The 15,207-nt window shown below is 40.1% G+C and carries 17 protein-coding genes and 1 tRNA gene; 15 read left to right on the forward strand and 3 right to left on the reverse strand.

What is annotated here, in order from left to right; genetic code table 11:
* Positions 1–74: 74 nt before the first annotated feature.
* From M1D84_RS06080 to M1D84_RS06120, 9 genes are all read left to right on the forward strand, one after another.
* A complete protein-coding gene (locus M1D84_RS06080) occupies positions 75–1,391 on the forward strand; it encodes a CitMHS family transporter (protein ID WP_185853744.1) in 1,317 nt (438 codons plus the stop codon).
* A 205-nt stretch (positions 1,392–1,596) separates the two neighbouring features.
* On the forward strand, positions 1,597–1,821 hold the full coding sequence (gene gerE / locus M1D84_RS06085) for a spore germination transcription factor GerE (RefSeq protein WP_003184172.1): 225 nt from the start codon (positions 1,597–1,599) through the stop codon (positions 1,819–1,821).
* Between the two features lie 149 nt (positions 1,822–1,970).
* Positions 1,971–2,411 carry a MarR family winged helix-turn-helix transcriptional regulator gene (locus tag M1D84_RS06090; RefSeq protein WP_024423206.1) on the forward strand — a complete coding sequence of 147 codons (441 nt, stop codon included), beginning with the start codon at positions 1,971–1,973 and terminating at the stop codon, positions 2,409–2,411.
* A 7-nt stretch (positions 2,412–2,418) separates the two neighbouring features.
* Positions 2,419–3,237 carry a glutamate racemase gene (gene racE / locus M1D84_RS06095; protein ID WP_369810464.1) on the forward strand — a complete coding sequence of 273 codons (819 nt, stop codon included), beginning with the start codon at positions 2,419–2,421 and terminating at the stop codon, positions 3,235–3,237.
* Positions 3,238–3,337: 100 nt separating this feature from the next.
* On the forward strand, positions 3,338–4,399 hold the full coding sequence (locus M1D84_RS06100; protein WP_024423204.1) for a GerMN domain-containing protein: 1,062 nt from the start codon (positions 3,338–3,340) through the stop codon (positions 4,397–4,399).
* A gap of 151 nt (positions 4,400–4,550) precedes the next feature.
* Entirely contained in the window at positions 4,551–5,279 is a 729-nt protein-coding gene (gene rph / locus M1D84_RS06105) for a ribonuclease PH (RefSeq protein WP_024427165.1), read from the forward strand.
* Between the two features lie 10 nt (positions 5,280–5,289).
* Positions 5,290–5,892, forward strand: coding sequence for an XTP/dITP diphosphatase (locus tag M1D84_RS06110; protein WP_162860205.1), 603 nt, complete (start codon positions 5,290–5,292; stop codon positions 5,890–5,892).
* A gap of 14 nt (positions 5,893–5,906) precedes the next feature.
* Positions 5,907–6,431 (forward strand): YfcE family phosphodiesterase, encoded by a 525-nt coding sequence (locus M1D84_RS06115; RefSeq protein WP_185853743.1) that lies wholly within the window; start codon positions 5,907–5,909, stop codon positions 6,429–6,431.
* A 120-nt stretch (positions 6,432–6,551) separates the two neighbouring features.
* A tRNA-Arg gene (locus M1D84_RS06120) sits at positions 6,552–6,625 on the forward strand.
* A 153-nt stretch (positions 6,626–6,778) separates the two neighbouring features.
* Here M1D84_RS06120 and M1D84_RS06125 read toward each other — a convergent pair.
* The gene (locus M1D84_RS06125) at positions 6,779–7,498 is read right to left on the reverse strand and encodes a hypothetical protein (protein WP_332284046.1); all 720 of its coding nucleotides are present in this window, start codon (positions 7,496–7,498) and stop codon (positions 6,779–6,781) included.
* A 414-nt stretch (positions 7,499–7,912) separates the two neighbouring features.
* Between M1D84_RS06125 and M1D84_RS06130 the strand changes: the two genes are divergently transcribed.
* Positions 7,913–8,074 (forward strand): DUF4241 domain-containing protein, encoded by a 162-nt coding sequence (locus M1D84_RS06130; protein ID WP_415475361.1) that lies wholly within the window; start codon positions 7,913–7,915, stop codon positions 8,072–8,074.
* A gap of 40 nt (positions 8,075–8,114) precedes the next feature.
* Positions 8,115–8,384, forward strand: coding sequence for a DUF4241 domain-containing protein (locus tag M1D84_RS06135; protein ID WP_332284047.1), 270 nt, complete (start codon positions 8,115–8,117; stop codon positions 8,382–8,384).
* 189 nt (positions 8,385–8,573) lie between these two features.
* On the opposite strand, the gene M1D84_RS06140 is transcribed toward M1D84_RS06135, so the two are convergent.
* Positions 8,574–8,963, reverse strand: a complete 390-nt coding sequence (locus tag M1D84_RS06140) for an immunity 50 family protein (protein WP_008345913.1) — start codon at positions 8,961–8,963, stop codon at positions 8,574–8,576.
* A 20-nt stretch (positions 8,964–8,983) separates the two neighbouring features.
* The gene (locus tag M1D84_RS06145; protein WP_415475364.1) at positions 8,984–10,555 is read right to left on the reverse strand and encodes a T7SS effector LXG polymorphic toxin; all 1,572 of its coding nucleotides are present in this window, start codon (positions 10,553–10,555) and stop codon (positions 8,984–8,986) included.
* A 230-nt stretch (positions 10,556–10,785) separates the two neighbouring features.
* Between M1D84_RS06145 and M1D84_RS06150 the strand changes: the two genes are divergently transcribed.
* The 4 genes from M1D84_RS06150 to dltB all read left to right on the forward strand — a co-directional run bounded on the left by M1D84_RS06150 (position 10,786) and on the right by dltB (position 15,190).
* Entirely contained in the window at positions 10,786–12,087 is a 1,302-nt protein-coding gene (locus M1D84_RS06150) for a Kelch repeat-containing protein (RefSeq protein WP_415474723.1), read from the forward strand.
* A 252-nt stretch (positions 12,088–12,339) separates the two neighbouring features.
* A complete protein-coding gene (locus M1D84_RS06155; RefSeq protein ID WP_024427820.1) occupies positions 12,340–12,489 on the forward strand; it encodes a teichoic acid D-Ala incorporation-associated protein DltX in 150 nt (49 codons plus the stop codon).
* Positions 12,490–12,503: 14 nt separating this feature from the next.
* Positions 12,504–14,009 carry a D-alanine--poly(phosphoribitol) ligase subunit DltA gene (gene dltA, locus M1D84_RS06160; RefSeq protein WP_332284050.1) on the forward strand — a complete coding sequence of 502 codons (1,506 nt, stop codon included), beginning with the start codon at positions 12,504–12,506 and terminating at the stop codon, positions 14,007–14,009.
* A complete protein-coding gene (gene dltB / locus M1D84_RS06165) occupies positions 14,006–15,190 on the forward strand; it encodes a D-alanyl-lipoteichoic acid biosynthesis protein DltB (RefSeq protein WP_332284051.1) in 1,185 nt (394 codons plus the stop codon). Before dltA ends, dltB begins: the two co-directional genes overlap by 4 nt.
* Positions 15,191–15,207 lie beyond the last annotated feature (17 nt).

A 15,207-nucleotide genomic window follows, 5' to 3' on the forward strand; every position in this document is an offset into this window, starting at 1 on the left:
AGCGCTAACATATAGATCGCAAGTGCAAGGGGGCGCTTGCAGATCATGTAAAGAAGAGGATGGAGGGATATAAAGTGCTAGCTATTTTAGGGATCTTGATGGTCTTGACATTTACATTTCTCATTATGACAAAACGTATGCATCCGGTGGTGGCTCTAACCGTTGTACCTATCATATTTGCATTGATCGGCGGCTTTAACAAAGGGTTAGGGGACATGATGCTTGATGGACTGAAAACTGTTGCACCATCAGCTGCTTTATTGTTATTTGCGATTTTATTCTTCGGTGTCATGCTGGATGCTGGATTGTTTGATCCTCTGATTAAACTCATTCTACGTATTGTAAAAGGTGATCCTGTCAAAATTGCTTTTGGGGTAGCGATTTTGTCTATGCTTGTTGCATTAGATGGTGATGGAACAACAACGTACATGATTACCGTATCAGCTATGCTGCCACTTTTCTTAAGAATTGGGATGAACCCATTAATTTTAGGAACAATTTCATTATTATCATTAGGAATTATGAGCGGAATGACGCCATGGGGCGGTCCAGCTACTCGTGCAATCGCGGCGCTTGGATTAGATGCAGGCGAATTTTTCATTCCATTACTCCCAACGATGGTTGGAGGCGGTCTTTTTATACTTTTTACTGCTTATGTACTTGGGAAAAAAGAAAGAAAACGGATTGGGATTGCAGAGATTCAGTACAAAGAAGAGCCGTCCATTTCTCCTGAATTGGCTGCGTCAATTGAAGATGGAGTAGCCGATATCAAGAGACCGAATCTGATTTGGATTAACTTCTTCTTAACAATTGTGGTCATGGTCACACTCGTCATGGATATCATACCAATTCCTGTACTGTTCTTAATTGGATTTGTCATCGCTCTGATGATCAACTATCCAAAGGTTGAAGATCAGCGCGAGCGAATTTTATCTCATGCAGGAAACGCATTAACGGTTATCACACTTGTATTTGCAGCAGGGATTTTCACAGGGATTTTTTCTGGAACAAAAATGGTTGAGTCCATTGCCAATTTGGTCATTTACATGATTCCGGATTCCTACAGCTCATTTTTCCCGCTGATTGTTGCTTTGACGAGTATGCCATTTACATTTGTGCTCTCAAACGATGCTTACTATTTCGGAGTGCTGCCAATCCTGGCTGAAGCCGGCGCAGCTTACGGGATTGATCCGGTGGAAATTGCACGTGCCTCTATCATAGGGCAGCCTGTTCACTTACTGAGTCCGCTTGTAGCTTCAACACTGCTGCTTGTCAGTATGCTGAACAAAGATATTGGTGATTTGCAAAAATATGCACTGCTATGGACCGTGTTAACTGCCCTTTTTACAACACTTATTGCATTGTTAACAGGCGCCATTTCAATCTTTTAAATACCACGCAAAAAAGGACGATGTCTCGGGGAGGAGACTCGTCCTTTTTTGCGTGGATGAAAGCGCAGAAATTGGACGCTGATATGCGGGATTTCTTGATTTTAACGTCACCTACCTCAGGCACCCGGCATATGATATCTCGACTATACAGAATCCCATTCTATAGAGACTAGAGCTCTCACCTTAGCAAGGAGGGTTACAATACTTGAAGGAGAAAGAGTTTCAATCCAAGCCGCTATTAACCAAAAGAGAAAGAGAAGTATTCGAATTGCTCGTCCAAGATAAAACAACAAAAGAAATTGCAAGCGAGCTTTTTATTAGCGAAAAGACTGTTCGAAATCACATTTCGAATGCCATGCAAAAGCTAGGAGTCAAAGGCCGTTCACAGGCCGTAGTCGAGCTTCTGCGTATGGGTGAGCTAGAGCTCTAAAGTCAGCCGGTTTTCCTTCCATATTGGGGAGGAACCGGTTATTTCTATATGGTTTCCATGAGTCTCTTCTTGCATTTTCTTTAAAAAACGAGGAAAATAGACATATACGTTTTAATCAAAGTGAGATGCTATAGTGAGGTATCAATAAAATGGAAACGAATGAATCAGGCCATGTTGCAGAGATTGAAAAATCATTACGCCACATTGCCGCAATTATTAAGCAAAAAGGCAGAGAAATCCTCAATCAATATACGATTACACCTCCACAATTCATCGGGCTTCAGTGGCTTTATGAATTCGGAGATATGACAATAGGCGAGCTGTCACAAAAGATGTACTTGGCTTGCAGCACAACCACTGATTTAATTGATAGAATGGAAAAAAGTGAACTTGTCGAACGGGTGAAAGATCCATCTGACCGCCGCGTGGTTCGCATTCATTTATTGCCTGAAGGCGAGCGGATCATTCAAGAAGTGATTGCTAAACGCCAAGAATACGTCAGTGAACTTCTAGGGGCTTTCTCAGAAGAAGAAGCCATCGTTTTCAACCAATCCTTAACGAAACTACAGCAGCAAATGAAAAGAAAATGAGGCGATTTTGTTGGATCAACCAATCGGCGTCATTGATTCCGGCGTCGGCGGTTTAACCGTTGCAAAGGAAATCATGAGACAACTGCCAAAAGAAAAAATCATTTATGTAGGCGATACAAAACGATGTCCATATGGCCCGCGGAAAGAAGAAGAAGTTCTTCAATATACGTGGGAAATGGCACACTACTTACTAAAACACCACCATATTAAAATGCTCGTCATTGCATGCAACACAGCAACGGCGATCGCACTGGATGAAATCAAAGCAACGCTTGATATTCCGGTCATTGGCGTCATTCAGCCTGGCGCCCGTACAGCGATCAAGGTGACAAACAACCAGCATATTGGCGTTATTGGCACAATCAATACGATCAAAAGCGAGGCATACAAAGAAGCGCTGCTGTCACTAAAAGCAGGTCTAACGGTTCAAAGTCTGGCGTGTCCGCTCCTTGTCCCATTTGTGGAAAGCGGTACGTTTTTAGATCAGACAGCAGAGGCAGTGGTGAAAGATTCCCTTGAACCGATGAAAGAAACAGGAATTGATACACTTATTCTTGGCTGCACACACTATCCGATTTTAAAAGAGCCGATTCAGCGCTTTATGGGCAGTGATGTCAGCATCATTTCATCAGGAGATGAGACAGCGAGAGAAGCAAGTACGATTCTTTCATATAAAGGGCTGTTAAATACCTCTAAAGAAACGCCTGTCCATACATTTTACACAACAGGGCAGCAGCAAAATTTCCAAAACATCGCTCGTGACTGGTTTGGCTACCTGCCAGGGAAGGTCGAAACCGTGTCACTTGAACACATCTACCAGCAATAACCCCTTCTACTTGAAGCGGGTTATTTTTTTATGAAAAGGGTCTAATCCTCCGAGGGAGCTCGTATACATAGTAGTACAAACTACTAGAGGAGGGTGAAGTATGCTGAAAAAAGGATCTACAGCAGCTGTTACGTGTATCGCGTCAGCCATGCTTTTGTCAGGATGCGGATTGTTTCAAACAGACCAAGCGAAAACAGAGATTGATCCACCACAAAACGTCACATATGTGAAAGAAAATAAAGAAGATAAACAAACAGCCAAAGAAGGAAAAGAAGAGAAGCAGGCAGATACGGTCATGAGAGAACTATATTTAATTGATAAAAACGGGTATGTCGTCTCTCAATCCATTCCACTGCCGAAAAATGAAGGAAGTGCAAAACAAACCCTTGAATATCTCGTGGACGGGGGACCTATTTCTAACTTAATGCCGAATGGCTTCAGAGCAGTGCTGCCAGCGGATACGCGCGTATCTGTCGATATTAAAGACGGAACGGCGGTTGTCGATTTTTCAAATGAATTTAAAAACTATAAAAAAGAAGACGAGCAGCGCATTTTGCAATCTGTCACTTGGACGTTAACTCAGTTTGATTCCATAGCCAAAGTCAAATTGAAGATGAATGGACATGAACTAAAAGAAATGCCTGTGAACGGTACACCTATCTCAGATGATTTAAGCAGAGAAGACGGTATTAATATCCAGCACGAGGCTGCTGCTGATATGACAGCGACAAAGCCAGTGACGGTTTACTATTTAGCTGAATCTGATGAACAGACGTACTATGTTCCAGTGACCAAAAGAGCGCCAAAAGACGAGGATGATCCGATTACAGCAGCGATTGATGAGCTCGTTTCTGGACCAAGCAAAAAAAGCCATCTGCTTACAGACTTTGATCAAGATGTGAAGCTGAATGATGTACCAAAAGTAAAAGATGGCCATGTGACACTTGATTTCAACGAATCTATTTTTGGCAGTGCAGATGAAAAGAAAAAGGTCATTTCACAAAAAGTTCTTGATAGCATTGTGCTCACATTAACCGAGCTGCCGGACGTCAAAAGCGTATCTGTCAAGGTGAACGGCAAGGCTGAGCTTGTGAACGAAAAAGGAGCAGAGCTTACAAAGCCGGTTTCACGACCAGAACAAGTGAATACAGGTAGTTTTTAACGTCACACATTGATATAATGGAGAAAAAGAGGCATGCATATTCGCTGCCTCTTTTTTATTCCAAGCGATTAGAACGAGCTGAGGTTGTCAAAGTTAGTAGGAGAACCCCGCTGGCACTCGCGAGGAATGTATATCGTAACGGAGGTAAAACATGAGATTAGATGAAAGACAATATGACGAATTGAGAAAAATTGAAATAGAGGCAGGCTACATCACGCACCCAGAAGGCTCTGTCTTAATCTCAGCGGGAAATACGAAGGTGATTTGTAACGCATCGATCGAAGACCGCGTACCTCCTTTTTTAAGAGGAGAAGGAAAAGGCTGGATTACAGCAGAATATAGCATGCTTCCAAGAGCAACTGCACAAAGAACGATAAGAGAATCATCTAAAGGAAAAGTCACAGGACGTACCATGGAGATTCAGCGTTTAATTGGACGAGCACTCCGCGCAGTCGTTGACTTAGAAAAGCTTGGCGAACGCACCATTTGGATTGATTGTGATGTTATTCAAGCAGACGGCGGCACACGCACAGCATCCATCACAGGTGCTTTTGTTGCCATGACACTTGCGATTCAAAAGCTGCGAGCTGAAGGAGTCATCAAAGAAAACCCGATTACTGATTATTTAGCGGCGATATCCGTCGGAATTGATTCTCAGCAAGGTCTTCTGTTAGATTTAAACTATGAAGAAGATTCTTCTGCTGAAGTAGATATGAATGTCATCATGACAGGCGCTGGTCGCTTTGTTGAACTTCAAGGAACAGGCGAAGAAGCGACATTCTCAAGAGAACAGCTAAACGGACTGCTTGATTTAGCCGAAAAGGGCATCAAAGAATTAATCGAAAAGCAAAAAGCAGTAACAGGAGAAGTCATCGAATAAAGAGAAGGGTTTGATCAGGATGAAAACAGCCATCATTGCAACGCACAATGCGGGCAAAGCGAAAGAATTCAAAGCCATTCTTGAGCCAAAAGGATTCACGGTCAAAACACTAGCAGACATTGGCTTTACTGAAGAAATTGAAGAAACAGGACAAACCTTCGAAGAAAATGCCATCATCAAAGCGGAGGCCATTCAAGCCAAAGCAGGTGAAATGGTCATTGCAGACGATTCCGGTCTGTCGATTGATTATCTGGGCGGAAAACCTGGCGTGTATTCAGCGAGATACGCAGGTGAGCATAAAGACGATGCGGAGAATGTGGAAAAAGTGCTGAGCGAACTTCAAGGCATTGAAAAAGAAGACCGCACAGCCAGATTCAGATGTGCCCTTGCTGTCAGCATACCGGGAAAAGAAACAAAGACGGTAGAAGGATCAGTAGAAGGCTTCATCGCAGAAAAACCAATCGGCGAAAATGGCTTCGGATACGACCCAATTTTCATCGTCAAAGACAAAGACCAGACGATGGCCGAATTATCACCAGAGGAGAAAAACAAGATCAGCCATCGAGCGGTCGCGCTTCAAAAGCTTTCATCACTGCTAGACGCAAATGAATAAGGGGGAATGAAGCCATGAAGATACTCATCATTAGTGACAGTCATGGACTCACAGACGAACTTCAAACCATTGCCAAACGGCATGCGGCTGAAGTTGACATGATGATTCACTGCGGAGATTCAGAACTCGAAACGAACCATCCAGCACTTGAAGGATACAAAGTCGTCAAAGGAAATTGTGACTTTATGGGCGATTTTGAAGAAGAGCTCCTGCTCCCACTTGATAGAGGCGGAAAACTATTTCTCACTCACGGACATCTGCATGGCATCAAACAATCCTTGCTTCAAGTCTACTACCGTGCAGAAGAGCTGGGCGCAGACATTATCTGCTTTGGCCACTCGCACATTCCAGGCAGTGAACTGCTAAGAGGAAAACTCCTCATTAACCCAGGCAGCGTGCACTTGCCAAGAGTGCGAAAAGAGCGCAGCTATGCTATACTGACACTAGATGGAAGCGAAGCAAACGTACAGTTTTTCACGGACGAAGGTCAGGCCATACAAGACCTCGAAAACACTGTCACATTGGAAGGTATTTCATAAGGGTGCAGCATTTGCCCCTTATGAAAAAACTTTCGAAAAACCGTTGACTTTAAAGAACAATAGTAATATAATAAATCTTGTCGCTGAGGTAATACACCAAAGCACACTACATAACAACATGTCCCAGTAGCTCAGCAGGATAGAGCAACGGCCTTCTAAGCCGTCGGTCGGGAGTTCGAATCTCTCCTGGGACGTAATTAAATAATGAATGATTACAAAAAAACGTCTAACCTAATATTTGGACGTTTTTTTGATTGCTTATTTCCCGGCTTTGAAATAGTCTTTTAAAATCAAGTGATGTGTTCAAGTAAATGTAATAAAACAAAGCAGTAAAAAGATGTATTTAATTAATTTTTAGTTATAGAACTAATAATTTCAATTCGATCTTGAATGCTTCTTGTATCAAGTTCGCTCAATAATGTTTCTATCTCTCCACTAATTTTAAACTTATAAATCCCATCTTCTTGTATGAGGTGCACTCCTATATCACAAGTTCTACTTACTTGTTTTGAGCTAAGTGAAATATCTTTAAAAATATTAAGCATTATCCTTAAACTACCCCAAAAATCTTTCTCACCAATATTTAAATCATATTTTTTTTCTGTGAATTTAATCCTATTGGGAGATTCAAGGAAATCTCCTGGATATACAATATTTATTGATCCATTTTCTAAAATTGTGAGATTTGTTCCAAAATGTTTGTTTGAGAGAACTCCAACTCTAAGGAAAATACTCGTTTCATTAGCACCTATCCAAGAAGCGACTACTACGCTGGCATCTATATCTTCTTCAAATATTGGATTTTCAGATTTACATGCTTCTAGTACACTTTTAAATAAAATTTCAATATTATTTGTATCTTTAATTTCATGTGATGCTAATGTTTCTTTTAGTTTAAATAGATAATCGGACAGACCTGCTCCACTCGCCCATCCCATATTTCTCAAGTTAACAAGTTTAACATGACCATCTTCAAAACCTTGTTCTTGGTAGCGCCCGAAGTTTATTCTGTTATCAGATAGAATAATTGAAAATTCTTTATTTACATATGATAAAACTGCAGTCAACTTTACCCCTCCTTATGGCTATATTTCGCTAGATAGTTACATTTATCCTCTAAAAATAAAAATTCACACTTAATGAAAACTTAAAGAATCTATGAAAAATCATAAAATTAGTAAGCTTTCATAACATAAATAACTAAAAAGCTCCATGATTTGATTCTAATTTAAACATTACTATTGTTCCCAAAGAATAATTTTATTTATATAATAGTAAAAAATGAATTTGATCTAAATAGACCTGTTTTTAAAATTATCAATTTCACAATTGGGATTTATGTTCCAAACATGCCTTTGAAAAGTGCCGAAAGGAATGATCACTTGTAAAATATCAATCCAACAAACCTACTATATGAAAATGGAGAGACAACAAACCACTCAGAAGGTAATCAATTATTCGCCAAACAGATCGGTCAAATCATTGCCTGTGATCCTTTTGTTTCAGAAGGTGACCAATCTTTTACGAGGAAGGTTGCTATAGGGAAATATCCTATTTTACTTCTAGTTAAGCGGTTAGAAAGCGGAGACGAACGCGCAGCTTATGCAATGATTAAGTTCACAAACGAGCAATGCAAGCAATAGAATGGGGCTTGCCACAAGAGCAGGGGAGTAACTCAAACATTTGAAAGAAGACGAGTTCTTCGGCTACGGTGTGAATATGGGAATGGGCTGTTTCATGGATGCGGAGTCAGCACTATATCTTCAAGCTTATGAGGATAAGCGATTTAATGAAGACAATGATTTTTATCTTTATGAGGAATTTGCAGAAGCGCTTGAACAAAACTACAAGCACGCAAGGGACTTGCTCGTCACCCGTTTTCATGGCAAGGTGGATATTGCCATGTTTACAACAGGCTTGGTGACGGGATATACCCAAGCTTTTAGGGACTAGATCAAAACGGAAAAAGCCGCTTGCCTTGTGACGGATTTTCTTATCATGGAATGATGAGAAAATCATGAAACCACAGGTTCTTTTTATTGTTTTTTGATCATAATTTCAGTGTATTAATAGAAGTCATGAAGTGTATAATGAGGTTTTATACGAAAGTGGCTGAAGCCACTTTCGTACTGCGAAACGATTTTAAGAACCAATTAGCCCCGGTGAAATTTGTTCAACCCTTGCCCAATCAAATATGGTTTCGATTTGCATTTGATTCTTGCAATTTATTTTTAGAAATCCTTCATTCTCTGTTGTGTTAATTTCAAAATGATCAATTATATTATTATTTCCTAAATGATTAATTTTTAAATCCGTTACACCAATGAATGATAATTCAACGTAGACAACATCAAAATTCCCCCAACGTTTAGGTTTATTCTTCACGGAGTCTTTTGTCATTAGTCTTATAAATAGGGTAGGACCATCTCTGTTTAAATCAACATTCATGATTTCTGCATTTTTAAAATGGGGGATCCCCCCGAAAATTTGAGTCATCGCTTGTGGGTTCATAAATTTTTCTTCTCTAATCATTTGGATACTCCTCGTTTGAGTTATTTATTGTTTCTTCTTTCAAAATAATAATGGTCTTCTACACCTTCGACTTTACCATTGCGGGTGTTATGTTCAGGTCTTACATTGTGGTGTGAAGGTTGGTTTCCGATGCCTCCTTCTCCAAAATCGTGACCATTTGAATGATCCTGAATAACAATCTTTTTACCATTAACTTCATACGTAAGCTCTCTCGTAAGGATTGGTTGGTTTTTTTCATTTAATATTCTTTTTCCATTTTTATCTGTTAAGGGCACCATCTTTTGACTTTCAGGGTTTTGTGTTCTTGGTATATTTAATTGGCGTTTAATTTCTTTTAAACTAGCTTTTCTAGATTCATGATGGTTTTTATTTAAGTTTTTCTGTACGTCTAGTGTTGCTTTATTTTTTAATTTATTATTTACACCATTTAGTCCAAACGGCAAAAGCATTCCAAGCGCTGCGTTCATACTCGCTTCCTGCTGTTCTTTTGAGATCTTGTTTCCAAACATATCCCGGCCTGTGATCGCCTCGCTGAAGCCGTTGGTGGCGGTGAGGCCATATAAACCTTTTTGAGATGTTTTCAGGGCGTCAAAGGATTTTTGTGATGTCTTGTAAATGTCGACTGCCCTGACCGCGGCTGATGTGGCTTGGGTGGTTTTATAGACTGCTTTCCCGCCTTTGAAAATGCGGCCTGCCCAGCCGACGATTGGGATGTAGCCTGCGGCTGCCATGCCGCCTGCCGCGACTCGCTGTCCCGCGGTGAGTTCCTCGCCTGTGATTGGATCAACGCCTGTTGCGGCACGTTTTGCATCGTTCACGCCAGTCAGTTCATTCACGATGTTTCCACCATAATCGAGGGCTTTTTCATACCAAGGGCGGTTGGCGAGGGCTTCTTGTTCCTTTGCGATCTTGCGGGCTTCTTCTTGTTCTTTTTTGATTTTCAGATATTCAGCAGTTTGCTTTTCAATATCGCTTTTTGCCTTGTAGATTTCGCTATTTTGATACGCTTTCTTGTCAAAATTCATAGGCGAAATCGCTTTTCCGTCATTTGTCGCATTCATCATTTCAGCGTACAATGCCATTGTAGCTTGCTGCTCCGTCTCTGACAAAGCATATTCATCTTTTAAATTTTGATCAAGCTTTCTTAGTTCTTTGACCGTCTTTTTTCGTTCATCTTCCGCATCTTCTATTTTTTCATCAAAGGTTTGGCTATCAAATACCTCTAGGGAAATGAGGTCATCAATGTCTTGAAAAATGGTTTTGAGTGCCTTTTTTTGATCCTTCACAATGCTTTTGGCGTTTTTGATGCCCATATGTACTGCGTTGTCTAAAAAGTGTTCCTCTATAAAGGTATCGCCGCCAAAGCTCGTATCATCCAGTGTCCCAGAAACACCTTCATGAAAGGCTTTTTGCTTATCAATGAAGCTGATAAACATGTCTACATTTCCAGCAAGCTCTTTATAAAAGCTTTTAATGTTATCGGCTCCTTTCCCAGTGAAATCATCACCGAGATTGGCAACACCTTGTAATGCCTTTTTTAAATCTACCATTTGTTCGCGGAGTTCCTGGTAGTGTTTTGCCCTCGTGTCCATGGCACTTGTTAGTGCTTTTGCATCAAGTATCTTGCCCAGAAGGTTCACTCCCTTCTCAAATAATTATGTTTTATTTTAACAATATAAAAATAGGTAATGAATAGGTAAAAAGTAGCGAGTGATATGAAAGTGAATTAGAGAAGAACACTACTATTCTAAATTCACTTCTATTTTGTGGTAGAAAATGTACAGTTTAATCCGATACATATAGAGTAAGACTATCTGAAGGAGTGATATTCTTGAAAAAATGGTTATTAGTAATGATCTTGTTTGTACTTGCTATTCTGCAATCACATCAAGTAGCACAAGCTGCAACTGCAGAATGGAAAAAGCTTGCGGACTTACCGGAGGCAAGAATTGGTGCTAGTACAGGAGTAGTAGACGGAAACATCTATATTATAGGGGGAGGTTCTTATAATAAAGGATATTCAGATCAAACTTATATGTATGATCCCAGCATGAACAAATGGTTTGAAAAAAGTGTAATGCCAACTGCTAGGGGAGGGGCGGCAACAGTAACAATTGGCAACAAAATTTATGTTATAGCAGGGGGATCTGAAGATAGAAAGTTTAATAGCTTTGAAGTTTATGATGCAAAAAAAGATGAATGGACTAAGTTAGAAAATGTTCCGTTTAAGTCATTAAAAGGAGCATATAATGTACAGGCTGGAGCTATTGATAACAAAATTTATGTTCTAGGTGGGGGAGATGAATTTTATAGTTATAATGTAACCACACACGAATGGGTAAAAGAACCACAACCAAGTGTAATAATTAAAAATGCTACAAGTGTGGTTTCGAAAGGGAAGTTTTATGCAGTTTCCGGTAATACAAAATCTATAATCTATGAATACAACCCTTCTAATAATAAGTGGACAGAAAAAAAAGACGGATTTAAAGGGGAGTATTTGTCTGCTGTTAATTATAAAGAAAATATATTAGTTACGGCAGTTGCTCCAAAATATCAATATCTTTATGACGTTAATACAGAACAGAAATCTTATGTGAATACGCCGCAAAGCGATATGCGTATTGCTCATTCTTCTGTGATTATAGATGATACTTTATATATCATAGGAGGTAGAATACCCAACAATAACTTTACTCAATTAGCTGATAGAAACTATAAATCGGTCATCTCTATCTCCTTAAAAGACCTGGAACTTCCAAACAACACAGAAACACCCGGTGACAAAGATCCAGAACCGACAACACCACCAAAAGATGATTCTACAAATCTAGGAGACAAAGACCCAGAACCAACCACACCGCCTACAGACGATACAACAAATGAAGACGGTGATGCCCTTCTCATCATCACAATGGTCAATGGCTTGCAGAAAGAGTATGACCTTTCCATGAAAGAAGTCAACGCCTTCCTATCCTGGTACAAAAAGCGTGATGCAGGAGAAGGACCAGGTTTTTATGAAATTGATGAGCATGACAACAACAAAGGTCCATTTGAAAGTAAAAAGGATTATGTAGTGTTTAAAAACATTCTCATGTTCGAAGTCAATAAATATAAGAAGTAAATGACATCAAAGCCATCTAGTCCCACTAGGTGGCTTTTGCGTTAGTTCGACAGCTTTCAGCAATTTTAAGGCAAATTTAAGATCGGATTTCATTTCAAATGTATTAAATCTTTGTTACAATAAGACAGCTTTGCTCAAATGAGACGTTCCAAGGTTCGACATTTTTTTAGTATTTCTTAAAAATTTTATGGTTTGATATGAAACTCTTTGATTGAGTCATGCGTCTCTATAAGTGTCAAAAGAAAAGAGGTTATCAATATGCTATTCAAAAAGCTATCAGAAAATAAGTCTGTAAAATGGATAGGATATACAAGCTTTTACTTACTTATTTTGCTATTATTGTTCTTTATTTACGGATTCCATACAGCAAATACGGGATCATTCATTTACAACGATTTTTAATTGGAGATTAAACTATGAAACTATTACAAACGATTCATGAATACCAGCAAACAAAACCAACACAGCCAGCATTTGTTTCTCAACATGCGTCGATCACATATGATGAGCTTTGGTATTTATCAGACCAAATGGCTGGTGCGATCGATGCAGTCGCAGCAGGCAGTGAACCTGTCATTGTATACGGTCATATGGAGCCAGAGATGCTGATTTCTTTCTTAGGCAGTGTGAAATCAGGCAGACCATATATTCCGGTCGACATCTCAATACCTGTCGAGCGTATCGTCTCAATTATTGAAAGCTCAAAAGCCAGTCTATTGATTTGTGCAAATGAGCAGAATGTATTAGATGTAGAAGAACACATTGAAGTGAAGAGTGCGGCATCGCTTTTAGCACTTGAAAAAGAAGCACCGCCATCCACGCAGTGGGTTCAACAAGATGATGTTTTTTACATTATTTATACCTCTGGCAGTACCGGAAAACCGAAAGGCGTTCAGGTAACAGCCAATAATCTAGAAAGCTTTACAGATTGGATGTGCCGTGACTTCCCAATTGGTGAGGGACGCACATTCTTAAATCAAGCACCATTTTCTTTTGACTTATCAGTGATGGATCTCTATCCAGCGCTTCAATCAGGCGGCACGCTTTACTGTTTAGTAAAAGATCTCGTCAATAAGCCAAAGGATATGTTTGCAGCACTTGGTCAATCTGACGTTGAAGTGTGGACATCAACACCTTCTTTTGTGCAAATGTGCTTAATGGACCCATCCTTTACAGGGGAGCTTTTACCAGAGCTGAAAGTTTTCTTGTTCTGCGGTGAGGCGCTTCCTGTAGCTGTAGCAAGTTCACTTCTGGAGCGTTTTCCAAAGGCGCAGGTCTTTAATACGTATGGTCCAACTGAAGCAACTGTTGCGATCACATCGATTGAAGTCACACAGGCGATTCTCGATCAGCACGATTCTTTACCAGTCGGCTATGCCAAACCTGATACAGACATCGTCATTTTAGATGAAGAAGGCAAGACACTTCCTGATGGTGAAAAAGGCGAAATTGTCATCGTGGGGCCAAGCGTCACGAGTGGCTATTTAGGTGAACAAGCCTTGACAGATAAAGTGTTCTTTGAATACGAAGGACGTCCTGCTTACCGTACAGGTGACGCGGGTGTGGCGCATGATGGTTTAATTACGTGCCATGGCCGTCTCGACTATCAAATTAAGCTTCATGGATACCGAATGGAGCTTGAAGAAATTGAATATCATGTGAGCGAGACAACCTATGTCAATGCTTGTGTGATTGTGCCATTCCAGCCAAACGGTCATGTTGAGTACTTGATTGCAGCGATTGTTCCAGCAGCTCATTCATTTGAAAAAGAGTATCAGCTGACAAGCGCGATTAAGAAAGAAATGGCGGATTCACTGCCAGCGTACATGATCCCAAGAAAGTTTGTCTATCTTGAGCAGCTGTACATGACACCAAACGGGAAGGTTGACCGTAAGAGAATCGCGAAAGAGGTTCTTCTATGATTCCGTTTAGTTCATTCTTTTTCTTCATTCTAATTGGTATTCTTCTTTTGCCGACGATCATTCTTGGACTTCGCGGCAAAAGAATGCAGGGCTACAACATGTTTGCAACGGTTGTGGCGCTGGTACTTATTTTCTCAAAGGATGCCCATGGCGCGCTGCTGCTCTTCTTGTTCACGGTGTGGCAAGTCTTCATCATCCGCCTGTACCTTGCATACCGGCTAAAGGCGAATCAGGCATCTGTTTTCTATGCAGCAGTGGTGGCATCTATTTTGCCGCTTGTACTGTCAAAGATTTTACCGTTCTTTTTAACTCATCAGCCGCACCAGCCGCCGCCAATGAACTGGCTGAGCTTTTTGGGGATCTCGTACTTAACATTTAAAGGTGTTCAGTTAATTATTGAGACAAGAGACGGCTTGATTAAGAAGAAAATTCCGATTCACCGTTTGGTCTATTTCATTGTCTTTTTCCCGACGATTTCATCAGGTCCGATTGACCGTTACCGCCGGTTTGAAAAGGATATGGATACGCCGCCTGAAAAGGAAGCATACAGTGATCTTCTATATGCCGGTATTCATAAAATTTTCATTGGCTTCTTATATAAGTTTATTATTGGTTATCTAATTCACACATATATTCTGATGAATATCCATCATATTAGCAGCAGTCACTTTGTTCAGCAGTTAACGTATATGTATGCCTACAGCATGTATTTGTTCTTTGACTTTGCTGGATATACAATGTTTGCTGTAGGTGTGAGTTATATTATGGGCATTAAGTCGCCAGAGAACTTTAATAAACCGTTTATCAGCCGAAACATTAAAGACTTCTGGAATCGCTGGCATATGTCCCTGTCCTTCTGGTTCAGAGACTACGTGTTTATGAGATTTGTGTTCTTTATGACCAAAAAGAAGTGGATCAAGAACCGAATGGCTGTATCAAATATTGGGTACTTTGTCCTCTTTCTATTGATGGGTGCTTGGCATGGCCTTGCCCTTCAATATATTATTTACGGACTATATCATGCAGTTGTCATGTCCGGTTACAATTTATTTGAGAAATGGAATAAAAAGCACAAGTGGTGGCCGGATAATAAGGTCACAATGGTTGTGTCAATCATTATTACATTCCATGTGATTTGTTTCGGATTTTATATTTTTTCAGGAAAACCATTTCATCATTAATGATTAAGGGAGTAGAA

The sequence above is a fragment of the Bacillus sp. PK5-006 genome, assembly GCF_054161415.1.